The 11,542-nt window shown below is 59.5% G+C and carries 9 protein-coding genes; 2 read left to right on the top strand and 7 right to left on the bottom strand.

Translation table 11 applies throughout. The features are described 5' to 3' along the window. Window positions 1–380 precede the first annotated feature (380 nt). The 7 genes from HMPREF2928_RS01505 to HMPREF2928_RS01475 form a co-directional block, all read right to left on the bottom strand. Window positions 381–659 carry an HPr family phosphocarrier protein gene (locus tag HMPREF2928_RS01505; protein ID WP_005504506.1) on the bottom strand — a complete coding sequence of 93 codons (279 nt, stop codon included), beginning with the start codon at window positions 657–659 and terminating at the stop codon, window positions 381–383. 232 nt (window positions 660–891) lie between these two features. Beyond that, window positions 892–2,586: a phosphoenolpyruvate--protein phosphotransferase gene (ptsP, locus tag HMPREF2928_RS01500; protein WP_005504505.1), complete on the bottom strand. Its 1,695-nt coding sequence runs from the start codon at window positions 2,584–2,586 to the stop codon at window positions 892–894. 100 nt (window positions 2,587–2,686) lie between these two features. Then, window positions 2,687–4,693, bottom strand: coding sequence for a PTS fructose transporter subunit IIABC (locus tag HMPREF2928_RS01495; protein WP_070687123.1), 2,007 nt, complete (start codon window positions 4,691–4,693; stop codon window positions 2,687–2,689). Window positions 4,694–4,886: 193 nt separating this feature from the next. Beyond that, a complete protein-coding gene (locus tag HMPREF2928_RS01490; RefSeq protein ID WP_070687121.1) occupies window positions 4,887–5,837 on the bottom strand; it encodes a 1-phosphofructokinase family hexose kinase in 951 nt (316 codons plus the stop codon). Then, window positions 5,837–6,628 carry a DeoR/GlpR family DNA-binding transcription regulator gene (locus tag HMPREF2928_RS01485; protein ID WP_005504500.1) on the bottom strand — a complete coding sequence of 264 codons (792 nt, stop codon included), beginning with the start codon at window positions 6,626–6,628 and terminating at the stop codon, window positions 5,837–5,839. The genes HMPREF2928_RS01490 and HMPREF2928_RS01485 overlap by 1 nt, the downstream gene beginning before the upstream one ends. A 400-nt stretch (window positions 6,629–7,028) precedes the next feature. Next, entirely contained in the window at window positions 7,029–7,493 is a 465-nt protein-coding gene (locus HMPREF2928_RS01480; protein WP_070687119.1) for a VanZ family protein, read from the bottom strand. Then, window positions 7,483–8,772 (bottom strand): histidine phosphatase family protein, encoded by a 1,290-nt coding sequence (locus HMPREF2928_RS01475; RefSeq protein ID WP_070616138.1) that lies wholly within the window; start codon window positions 8,770–8,772, stop codon window positions 7,483–7,485. Before HMPREF2928_RS01475 ends, HMPREF2928_RS01480 begins: the two co-directional genes overlap by 11 nt. A 265-nt stretch (window positions 8,773–9,037) precedes the next feature. Between HMPREF2928_RS01475 and HMPREF2928_RS01470 the strand changes: the two genes are divergently transcribed. Continuing rightward, window positions 9,038–10,000 (top strand): ABC transporter ATP-binding protein, encoded by a 963-nt coding sequence (locus tag HMPREF2928_RS01470; RefSeq protein ID WP_070687165.1) that lies wholly within the window; start codon window positions 9,038–9,040, stop codon window positions 9,998–10,000. After that, window positions 10,000–11,418: an FtsX-like permease family protein gene (locus HMPREF2928_RS01465; RefSeq protein WP_049338392.1), complete on the top strand. Its 1,419-nt coding sequence runs from the start codon at window positions 10,000–10,002 to the stop codon at window positions 11,416–11,418. Before HMPREF2928_RS01470 ends, HMPREF2928_RS01465 begins: the two co-directional genes overlap by 1 nt. Window positions 11,419–11,542: the final 124 nt, after the last annotated feature.

Below are 11,542 nucleotides of genomic sequence, written 5' to 3'. Positions count from 1 at the left end.
ACAAGGGCACGATTCTGCGGTAGCACTGAAGAGCAGAAATATCACTTTTCTGCCCGGTGATTTTGTGAGCAAAAGCGCTCTGCGGAACTTACGGTAGAAAGGTTCATTGATATGAAGAGAAATCCAGGTCACTACTGTACAGAAGATATTTTGGGAGATATTTCTAGAGCTATTTTCGAGGAAAAATAAAGGTTATATATACATTAAGATTTGCAGAGAAATATCCCCCATCTACCCCCACTCACACCTCAATAAAAAATGAATTATTCATAACAAAAAATATCCCGCCACCGAAGTGACGGGATATTCACGCTTTAAGGCTGTAGCCTTCACAGCATCCGAAGCGCACCGCTCGGGGTCACTTCAGAGGCGAAAGTCAATTACTCAGCGTCGTGGTCGGTCTCGAGGATCTTAACCAGCGAGTCCAGAGCCTCTTCAGCACCTTCACCCTCAGCGCGCAGGACAACAACGTCGCCGTGCTTTGCACCCAGGGACATCAGGGACAGAATCGATGCAGCGTCCATAGCCTCATCTGCGGGCTCGCCCTTAGCTGCGATGGTGACCTCGACGGGGAGGTCGCCAGCTGCCTCAGCGAAGATAGCTGCCGGACGTGCGTGCAGGCCAACACGGCTTGCAATAGTGGCTTCGCGCTCTGCCATTATGTTTCTCCTTTGATCAAGGAACCGAACTATATCAGTACCTATTCTAAATGAACGGGGCGCTTCAGGACCCGCCCTTACTCTATAAATTGTACCGTTCAGCCATACGCTAACAAGTACAAAAAATGCCGGATGCAGAAATAAAACTCTACACCCGGCATTTTCATGGACTCAGGCACCGCCCAGCACACCCCATCAAGAAGCGGCAGGCAGCCCGAAATTGTTTTAAGGCTTAGAGGCCCAGCTCGTCCAGAATCGGCAGAGCCTTGCGTGCGCTCTCCTTCGCCTCAGCAGAAGAAATCTGCTGCAGAGCGATAGCCGCAATCTGCTGTGCCTTCTCCTTGGTCACGGACTTCAGAACCGCAGCCACAGCGGGAATAGCGCCAGCGTTCATGGACAGGGTGTCAACGCCCAGACCAATCAGAACAACAGCCAGAGCCGGATCAGCAGCAGCCTCACCACAGACGCTCACGTACTTCTTCTTACCCGCGGTGACCGATGCACGCTGAGCACCCTCAACGGTCATCTTGATCATCTTCAGCACTGCAGGCTGCCAGGGGTTGTTCAGGTGCGCCAGGTCGCCCAGCAGGCGGTCAGCCGCCATGGTGTACTGGGTCAGGTCGTTGGTACCAATGGACACGAAGTCGACCTCGCCCAGGATTGCCTCAGCGTTCATCACAGCTGCGGGGGTCTCAACCATCACACCGTGAACGGGCAGGCCAATCTCCTTGAGCATGTTCGCGAAGTTGCGTGCCTCGGAGGTGGTCGAAATCATCGGAGCCATAACCCAGATGTCAGCGTCGGAGTCCTCAGAAGCAGCCTTGATAGCCTCCAGCTGGCGGGTCAGAACGCCCGGAACGGTCCAGTCAGTACGGAAACCGCGAACACCCAGCGCGGGGTTCTCTTCGGGGTTCACGTTCAGGAACGGCAGGGGCTTGTCAGCACCAGCGTCCAGGGTACGAACCACAATGTGCTTGCCGGGGAATGCGTCAAACACGGACTTGTAGGTCTTAGCCTGAGTCTCGATAGAAGGCTCAGAGTCGTGGCCCAGGAAGCCGAACTCGGTGCGCAGCAGGCCAACACCCTCAGCCTTCAGGCTTGCAGCCTTCTCAGCGGACTTGCCGTCACCAACGTTTGCGTACAGCTCAACGCGGGTGCCGTCAGCCAGCACACCCTGACCGTCGAAGTCAGCGACGGGCTTACGGTTTGCGTACTTGATTGCTGCCTCACGGTCAGCGTCAGTCGGCTCGGTATCAACGATGCCTTCGTTGGATTCCACGTAGACGACGGTGCCGTCAGCAATCTCGGTCACGCCCTTAGCCGCCACAATAGCGGGCAGGCCCAGGCCGCGAGCCAGAATAGCGGTGTGTGCCTGGGGGCCACCGTCAGAGGTGATCAGAGCGATAACCTTCTCGGGGTCCAGAGTCGCGGTATCAGCCGGTGCCAAGTCAATAGCAGCCAGGATGAACGGCTCATCAGAAACGGGGATGCCGGGAGCCTGCTGGCCGGTCAGCTCAGCAACGATGCGGGCACGCACGTCGTGGATGTCGGTGACGCGCTCAGCCATGTAGCCACCCAGGGCAGCCATCTGGTCAGCGAAGGAGGTTGCAGCCTCCCAAATTGCGCGCTCGGGAGCCATCTCCTGAGTCTCAACCAGCTTGATAGCGCTCTTAATCAGTGCGCGGTCGGTAGCCATCTGAGAGGTGGACTTCAGAACAGCCTTGCCGTCACGGCTAGCGTGCTCTGCACGAGCGAGCAGGTCTTCCTTCACGCGGACCGATGCGTCCTTAATGCGCTGCGCTGCAGCCTCAGCGGTCTCGCCGCTCAGACGCAGACCGTCCTTGGGTTCCTCGATGGGCTTAGGCATCTGAAGAACGGGGCCAATAACGCGGCCGGCGTATACGCCGACGCCCTTGTAGGTAGTCATAGAGTTCATGTCCTATCTGTGGTTTGTCTACAGTGTAACGTGTTTTTTCACGCTCACGCCTGCAAACAGACGATCAAATGAAGGTGAGGTTATACGGCCTTTATGCGGATGCCTTAGAGCGGGCACCCAGGGACTTCAGCACCACGTACAGCAGCGCCGAAACGACGGTACCGGCAACAACAGCCGCCAGGAACATCAGCGGGTTCTGTGCCAGACCAATAATCCAAATACCACCGTGCGGAGCCGGGGAAGCCACGTGCGCACCCATGGAGATTGCACCGGCAATAGCGCCACCAACAATGGTCGAAGGAATCACGCGAGCCGGGTCAGCCGAAGCGAAGGGAATAGCACCCTCAGAGATGAAGGATGCACCCAGCAGCCACGCAGCCTTACCGTTCTCACGCTCGTTCTCGTTGAACAGCTTGGGGCGCAGGGTGGTTGCCAGAGCCATAGCCAGCGGCGGAACCATACCGGAAATAATGACGGCAGCCATGATTTCCTGGTTCACGGTCGCACCCGAGGACAGGCCAGCGGTTGCGAAGAGGTAAGCAGCCTTGTTGATGGGGCCACCCAGGTCAGAAGCCATCATGGCGCCCAGGATCAGACCCAGCAACAGAGCGGAACCACCAGACATGGAGGTCAGCCAATCCTGCAGGGTGGTCATAACCCAAGCCAGGGGCGCACCGAGCAGCAGGTACATTGCCAGGCCTGCAACCAGAGAAGTCACCAGCGGGGTGATGACCACGGGCATCATCGAGCCAAGCCAGCGGGGCAGCTTCAGGGTGCCCAGAGCGTACGCAATCAGACCGGCGAGAATACCGCCAACAATGCCGCCAAGGAAGCCCGCGTTCACCGCAAGAGCCACCGAACCGGCGATGAAGCCCGGAGCAATACCGGGACGCTGAGCCAAACCGTACGCAATGTACGCGGCAAGAGCCGGAACCATCAGGCTCAGACCGAAACCGCCGATGGTCTGCAGAACAGCACCCAGGTACAGGGTCCAGTGCACGTCACCGAGGTTGAACAGGGTTGCCGAGTCGAGAATCGCCTTGGTGTTCACATCGCCAAGGTTCGGCACCGTAATTGCCTCGAAAACGAAGCCCAGGGCGACCAGAATACCGCCGGCAGCAACGAACGGAATCATGTAGGAGATACCGGTCATCACGGCCTTGTAGATGCGCGAGCCCCATGCACCTTCGGTAGCGCCTGCGCTGTCCTCACCGCTGGATGCGGCAGCGGCAACGCGTGCACCGTTGGGGTTCTCAGCCTCAGCTAGAGCCTCCGCAATCATTTCCTTAGGCTCGTCAATACCGCGCTTGACGGGAGACTCAACGAAGGGCTTACCCGCGAAGCGGTTACGCTCACGCACGTTCACGGACACCGCGAAAATCACGGCGTCTGCGGCGTCAATATCAGCCTGAGTCAGCTTCTCATTACCCGAGGAGCCCTGAGTTTCAACCTTCAGGTCGTAGCCGAGCTCTTCAGCAGCGTACTTGAGGGCGTCCGCAGCCATGTAGGTGTGAGCGATACCGGTGGGGCATGCGGTCACAGCAACAATCTTCTTCACCGGAGCCGAAGCGGCGGGGGTTTCCTGAGCGGAGGCGGCAGGTGCGGCAGGTGCAGCCTCGGCGGGCTTAGCCTCTGCCTTCTTCTCGCCCACGCCGAGCGCACCGTTGACCAGCTCAACGATCTCTTCAGCCGAGGAGGCTTCGCGCAGGGACGCGGTGAAGCTCTTCTTCATCAGGGAGCGTGCCAGGGTGGAGAGCAGCTTCAGGTGGGCCTGGTCAGCGCCATCGGGTGCAGCGATGAAGAAAATCAGGTCGGCGGGGCCGTCCTTTGCACCGAAGGAAACTGCCGGGTTGGGGCGTGCCATTGCCAGGGTCGGCTCGGTGACGGCGGCGCTACGGCAGTGCGGAATCGCAATACCGCCGGGGATACCGGTGTCGGTCTTGGATTCGCGTGCCTCGGCAGCCGCGTAGAGCTGCTCGAAGTCGGTAGCGCGTCCGGCATTTACGACTGCCTGGGCGAGCTTGGCAATTACGTCGAATCGGGTCTCGCCGAGGTTCTCGTCCAGCAGGACGAGATCTGCGGTGATCAGATTAGACATATTCCCTCCTCGGGTATGTGTTTGGGACGGGGATTCGCTCAGCGGTGCCGGGCTTCTCCCCTATATGAGTTCAAAGTGTGTGCAGTGTGTGTTTGTGTGTGCAGCGTGCGTATATGTGTATACATATGCGCACAGCACCCCAGCTTATATTCCCTTCTGAGAATAAAAGCTGGAGGTGCGAAAACAGCCCGAATTAGAGCTGCAGCTGACGAACAGTGACCTTCTCAGGAGTGGTCTGCTTCAGCGAAGGCATGCGAGTACCGGGCAGAGCAGCAGCAGCCGAACCGTGAGCTACCGCCTGAACCAGGCAACCGGGGGCATCCTCACCACGGGTGTGAGCAATCAAGAAACCAGACAGCGACGAGTCACCGGCACCCACAGTGCTACGAACCTGAATCGGCTCATGCACAGCATGCCAGATACCCTGCTCAGTGACCAGCACTGCACCGCCGCCGCCGAGGGTGGCAAGCACGTACTCGATGCCGTCGCCGAGCAGCTTCTGGGCGGTGCGGGCGGTCAGCTCGGGGCTAGCCTCCAGCTCCTCCCAGTTATCGCTACCGGTCAGCTGAGCCAGCTCCTCCGAGTTGGGCTTAATCAGGGTGGGCTTGTGCTCACCGGCGACGGTCGCAATCAGCGGCGCCTCAGAGGTATCAATAGCAATCTTGCCCTCGTAGCCGGAGGCGCGCAGTGCCGCAACCAGCTCGGAGTAGTAGGTCGGTTCCAGACCCGGAGGCAGCGAACCAGCCAGAACCACCCAGTCGGCACCCTTGGAACGCTCAACCACCAGCTCGTCGAGCTTCTGACGCAGTTCAGCATCAAAAACGGTACCGGGGGCGTTCAGCTTGGTGGTGGTGCCATCCGGGTCAACCACGGTGATGTTCGAGCGAATCGGCTCACCGGTGGGCAGGTTAGCGAACTCAACGTCCACAGCCTGCAGTGCGGTCAGCACCGGGTCGGTGGCTTCACCGGGCACAATGGCGAGGGTCGGCACGCCGGAAACCTGCAGGGCACGCGAAATATTCACGCCCTTGCCACCGGGATCCTGTACGGCGCCGACAGCACGCTGCACGGCACCGTGAGCCAAAGGCGCACCCAGTTCAATGGTGCGGTCCAGGCTGGGGTTTGCGGTCAGAGTAATAATCATTAGGCAATCACAATCTCAACGTTTGCGGCCTCGAGTGCCTGACGGAGGGCACCTTCGGGCTCGCGATCGGTAATGAGGGTGTCAATATCCTCAAATCCAGCGAAGCGGACCAGGGATTCCTGACCGAACTTCGCGGAGTCACAGAGCAAGACCACGCGGCGGGCCGCCTTGCAAATTGCGGTCTTGACGATGGCTTCGTTCATGCCGGGGGTGGAGATGCCGAAGTGGGCTTCAATACCGTTGGCACCAATGAAAGCAATATCGGGGCGCATGGTGCCGAAGTGCTCTGCGGCGCGTGCACCAACAGCAGCCCAGGTCATCTTGCGCAGCTGGCCGCCAACCAGTTCAAGGGTCACGCCTTCGGCTTCGGCGAGCTTGACTGCAATGTGCAGTGCATGGGTGATGACGATGCGGTCATTGCCGGTCTTGAGGCTGAAGTTCTCAGCGCCGATGTGGTCGGCGAGAATTTCGATGGTGGAGCCTGCGTCCAGGACGATGGAGCCCGCCTCGGAGTCGCGCAGCATCTGGTATGCCTTGGTGGCGATGCGGCGCTTTTCGGGGGTGTTCATGCCCTGTCGGGAGGAGATGGAGGACTCCAGGGAGGTGGACTGCTCAATGGTGACAGCACCACCGTGGACACGGCGGAGCTTACCTGCCTCTTCCAGTGCGGCGAGGTCACGACGCACGGTCTCCATGGTCACATCGTAACGGCGCGCAAGGTCAGCGCCGTTGACACGACGTGCGGAGGCAACAAGCTTTGCAATTTCGGCACGGCGTTCTTCTGCGAACATAAATCTGGTGTTCCTTTGGGCTAGTGGGAGGAAATCTGTGCGTTCTTTTCTGCGTTCTGCTCGGCTTTTATAACCGTGAGAGACATGGTTTCAGTGAGCCAGCAGAACACTTGAGGGTAATACTTGATTTTATGTGGGTTTTTGTGGGTAAGTCAATATAAAACGCTGTATTTACCGGAATATTACCCGAATGTTCCCTACAGAAACCACACTATATCGGAGGTCACTGCCTGTTTATGTCTGTTTGACCTAATGAACTGTTGGGTTTTCCCGCTCCCCCCTCATCCGCACAGTATCCAACACCTACACGGCGCCCTCACAGGGTAAAAAGTGGAGGCGCTAGCTCCGAAAATCCTCAGCGAGAATCCTCGAAACCAGCGCCTCCACCGGGCACAAAACTTTATTTACCTTGACGCTCACGACGTTCACGACGCCAACGATGCACGCCCAAAGCACCCGCCGCACCCAGCAGGGCACCCGAACCGTTCATCAGCACATCCACCGGGTCGCCGGTACGATCAGGCATGAAACTCTGAATCGTCTCAATGCAGGCGCTGACCAAAAATCCCGAGTACAGCACATGCAGGCGAGCCTTCGGTTTGACCAGCAGGGCGAAGAGAAACCCGCCCGGGATGAACATGATGACGTTCGAGAGCTGCTCGATGCTCGAATAGGTGATGAACGCAGGCAGCCACCCCTCGGCGTGACCGGTGTCCAGCAGCTGCGCCAGGCGGCCTCCCATCTCGTTATCGTCCACGTGCACGGGGGCGAACACGATACTCGCCACCACCGCGCAGTACAGCGCCGTGACCGGCCAGAGAATCAGCCGCCATACGCGAGCGCCAGACCAACCTTTACCAAACAAGGCGACCCACCTCGTCGAACTGCTTGGTCGAATCCCACGCGAACAGGCCTGGTACGTCAATCGTGAGCGGTTCGGCGTTCGGCACGGTCACGGTCCACTCTTCACCGGCTGCGGCGGAGAGGGCGCGGCGAATGAAGCTGCCGTGGCTGACGGCAATAATCTTCTGGTCGCCGGAGTCTTCTGAGAGTTCACGCACGATATTGCGCAGGGTACGCACCGCGCGGATGTACACGTCGCGTTCGGATTCCACGTTCGGGTAGTAGCGTTCGGGGGCGCGGCGTTCGGGGGCGGGAATGTCCAGGCCCTCACCGGCACCGTAGGCGCGTTCCACCAGCTCGGGGTAGGTCTTGTGCACCTGCAGATCGAAGTGCTCACCGACCAGCTGCGCCGTCTCGTAGGCGCGAGACAGCGGCGAGGACACCAGCACGGTGAACTCCAGACCCATGTCGGCGAGCTTCTTGCCGGTGGTGCGTGCCTGCTCGCGACCGGTGTCATTGAGCGGAATGTCGGTGATGCCCTGCATCAGGTTCGCCTTGTTCCAGTCGGTCTGGCCGTGACGAATCAGGGTGAGGGTCGTGTTCTCGGCGCCCGCCGGTACTTCCTCGGGGCCCAGCTCAGGTTCCAGATGCTGCACAACCAGGCGGTCGATTGCGTTGTCCAGGTACTGCAGGGGCACCTCGGTCAGGGAAGCGTTTACCGGGATCGGGTAGATGCCGTCCTCGTTGAGCAGTTCGGGGTGGCGTTCAGCGACCAGGGCGGTCATGGTCATGGCAATCAGCATGCCGTGCGCGGCGACCACAACGGTCTGACCCTCGTATTCGCGGCGGACGCGGTTCAGCGCCGCGAGGGAGCGGGCGAGGAAGTCCTTCTTCGGTTCCACATTGAAAGCATTGTTGGACTGGCGGGAGGCGAGGATCAGCTCGCGGGTAGCAATCTGCCCTTCCAAGTCGCCAAAGGAACGTTCCTGGAAGCCGTCAACGGCACCGCGGTAGGGTACGCCCAGGCCTTCGGCTACGATTTCGGCGCTTTCTACGGCGCGGGAGAGCGGCGAGGAGACGATAGCGTCCACGGTGGTGCCTTCAGCTGCTGCCTGCTTCAGGGCGCCGATAGCGGTGCGGACCTGTTCTCTGCCGGTGTCGTTGAGGGGGATGTCGGTGCCGCCCTGGAAGCGGTGGTCAATGTTCCAGTCGGTCTGGCCGTGGCGTAGGAAGATGATGCGGGTTCCTGCCTCGGGGTCGGCTACCGGAGTGATGATGGGGGTGTTCTGTGCGTCGGTCATCCTTCTAGTATGGCACTGCCTCCATGCAGTTCAAGGCCGCCGCGCAGTTCAAGGCCTCGGTGCAGTTCAAGGGGTGCGCGGCTTATCCCTTCTGCTGAGGCGCACTCATACCGCGGTATGAGCTGCGGGGTGGTTGAGCACCCGGTCGGGCGAATTTTTTCAGGGTTTTCCCATATTTTTCAGCCCCCAGACGGAGGGGTGAGCTGCCGAGAAGCTGAGATGATAGAAGAGTACTTCCGTTAGTTCATACCCAATGAAGGTTGTCATGACGCAGAATCCTCAATCTCAGAACCCGCAGTTCCAGGCTCAGAACCCGTACTCAATGACCCCTCCGCAGGCGGCGCAGCCTGCCGGTCAGTATTCCGCTCAGCAGGGTCAGCCTAACCAGCAGAGCCAGGCGGGCTACTATCAGAGTCAGCCGCAGGGCTACCCGGCTCAGGCACCTCAGCAGATGCAGCAGGCGCCCTTCGCGCGCGGCGCGATTATTTCTGCCCGTAACCTGCACAAGTCGTACGGCAATAACCCGGTGCTGCGTAACGTGAGCCTGGATATTTTCCCCGGCGAGTCCGTGGCGATTATGGGTCCTTCCGGTTCCGGTAAGACCACCCTGTTGCACGCGCTCTCGGGCATTATCAAGCTCGATGCCGGTTCTGTGCTGTTCAATGGCCCGACCGGTCAGGTGGCGGTGGAGTCCCTCAGTGAGCGTGAGCGCACCTCCCTGCGCGCTAACTCGTTTGGTTTCGTGTTCCAGCAGGGTCTACTGGTTCCCGAGCTGACCGCAGAGGAGAATGTCTCCCTCGCCGCGATGATTGCCGGTGTTCCCCGCCAGCAGGCGCGTTCCATTTCGGCTGATCTGCTGAACCGCCTGGGTTTGGGGCAGATGCTGGACCGCCGTATGGGTGAGATGTCCGGTGGTCAGGCTCAGCGTGTGGCGATTGCCCGCTCCCAGGTGAACGGTGCCCCCGTGACTTTCGCGGATGAGCCGACCGGCGCGCTGGATTCGAAGACCGCGCGTGAGGTGATGGCGCTGCTGCTGACCATGATTCCGCAGCAGGGTAAGACTCTGCTGGTGGTTACTCACGACCCGAACGTGGCGGCGGCGTGCTCCCGCGTGGTGTACCTGCAGGACGGTCAGATTGTGAGCGATCAGCGCAATAACCAGGGCGGTGTTCCCGCTTCCCAGAACCACGCTCAGAGCTTCGGCGCTCAGTCTCAGGCAGGTGCATAATGCAAATCTATGCTCTACTCGCCAAGCGAACCCTATGGAGTTCGCAGGCGATTCTTCCCGTGCTGGCTTTTGCCGCCTCCTCGGCACTGTTTTTGACGGTTGCCGGTGGTGTTCAGGCGCTGAGTACTTGGCTTGAGCACGCCAACGTTGACCACGAAATGATCAACCTGATGGGCATTCAGAAGCTCTACATGGGTTTGGCGTGGGTTGCCGCTCTGGTGCTGATTGTTCCGCTCTTTACCCTGGGCGCTTCGGCTGCTCGTTTGAGTGCCCGCCGCCGTGATGAGCGTCTGGCGTCCCTGCGCCTGATTGGTGCCTCCACAACCCTGATTGTGGGTCTGTCCGTTGCGGACGCGCTGGTGTACTCTCTTGTGGGTTTCGTCATCGGTCTGCTGCTTTACCTGGTGCTGATTTTCCCCTTTGGCGCTTTGCACTTCATGAACGTTCCGCTGGGTGCTGAGAATATGCTCCTGCCGGTGAGCGTGATTTTCTACTGCTTCCTGGGCTGTATGGTTCTGGCGGCTCTTAGCTCCCTCTTCGGTCTGGCGAAGGTCAGCATCAGCCCGCTGGGTGTGCGTACCCGCGCGAAGGCCGGTTCCGCCGGTTACATTGCTCTGGGTATCGGTGTTGTTCTGGTCATTGCCGTGATGATTCTGGCTTCGACCTCGAAGGGTTTTAGCATGTTCTCACCCTTCCAGGACGGCGGTGCCGATAGCGCGATTAAGAACCTAGCGATTTTCATTGCTCTGCCGGGTCTGCTGATGATGGTTGCTATCGACCTAATTGGTACCTTCCTGGTGTGGGCGTACGCAAAGATCCGTGTGCGTATGACCCAGAAGGCGTCGGTTCTGCTGGGTTATCGTGCGGTGCTGGAGTCCCCGCGCGGGGCGTGGCGTCAGGTTTCGGGTGTGGCGCTGTCGACCTTCTTGGTGACCTTCTTCGGCCCCATCCTGATTCTGGCGGGTGAGATGAACAAAACGGCGAAGGAGGTAGGCCCCGCCGCCGGCCCCTTCATGACCATCATGTCGGACATGTTCCAGGGCATGCTGCTCATGCTGTTCTTCTCGTACCTGCTGGTCACCCTCTCCGCAGTGTTGAACCAGAGCGCCGCCATTTACGAGCGTGGTTCGCTGTACTCTTCGCTGAATATGATGGGTACCCCCACGAGGATGTTGCAGGCTTCGCGCCTTACCGTGGTTTTCGGTCCGCTGGTGCTCATTAGCGTGGTTTCTGCGCTACTGGGTCTGCCGCTGACGGCGTTGATTGCGGCGCAGGGTCTTTCCGGTGAGATTCTGGCGAAGATGTTCGGTATGACCTTCGGCGCTATTGCGCTGGGTCTGGCACTGGTCTATGTGGGCCTGTTGGCGACCATTCCGTTTATGCGTCAGGTGACTCATAAGCCGGTGTCCGCTCTCTAAGCTGTTTTAGCTTCTGCCCTCCCGTTGCGTCCGTTCTGGATGCGGCGGGAGGGTTTCTTTATGTCTGCTGATGTGCTGTGCGCTTTTGTGTTGTGTGCTTTTGTGCCCTCACCCGGTTTGCGCC

The sequence above is a fragment of the Rothia sp. HMSC072B04 genome, from assembly GCF_001813725.1.
Taxonomy (GTDB): Bacteria; Actinomycetota; Actinomycetes; order Actinomycetales; family Micrococcaceae; genus Rothia; species Rothia mucilaginosa.
This window is presented reverse-complemented; position numbering and strand designations above follow the sequence as displayed.

What these genes read in the sequence shown, in the direction of transcription:
- HMPREF2928_RS01505 (WP_005504506.1), bottom strand. Translation starts at nt 659, where the DNA reads ATGGCAGAGCGCGAAGCCACTATTGCAAGCCGTGTTGGCCTGCACGCA.
- ptsP (WP_005504505.1), bottom strand. Translation starts at nt 2,586, where the DNA reads ATGACTACCTACAAGGGCGTCGGCGTATACGCCGGCCGCGTTATTGGC.
- HMPREF2928_RS01495 (WP_070687123.1), bottom strand. Translation starts at nt 4,693, where the DNA reads ATGTCTAATCTGATCACCGCAGATCTCGTCCTGCTGGACGAGAACCTC.
- HMPREF2928_RS01490 (WP_070687121.1), bottom strand. Translation starts at nt 5,837, where the DNA reads ATGATTATTACTCTGACCGCAAACCCCAGCCTGGACCGCACCATTGAA.
- HMPREF2928_RS01485 (WP_005504500.1), bottom strand. Translation starts at nt 6,628, where the DNA reads ATGTTCGCAGAAGAACGCCGTGCCGAAATTGCAAAGCTTGTTGCCTCC.
- HMPREF2928_RS01475 (WP_070616138.1), bottom strand. Translation starts at nt 8,772, where the DNA reads ATGACCGACGCACAGAACACCCCCATCATCACTCCGGTAGCCGACCCC.
- HMPREF2928_RS01470 (WP_070687165.1), top strand. Translation starts at nt 9,038, where the DNA reads ATGACGCAGAATCCTCAATCTCAGAACCCGCAGTTCCAGGCTCAGAAC.
- HMPREF2928_RS01465 (WP_049338392.1), top strand. Translation starts at nt 10,000, where the DNA reads ATGCAAATCTATGCTCTACTCGCCAAGCGAACCCTATGGAGTTCGCAG.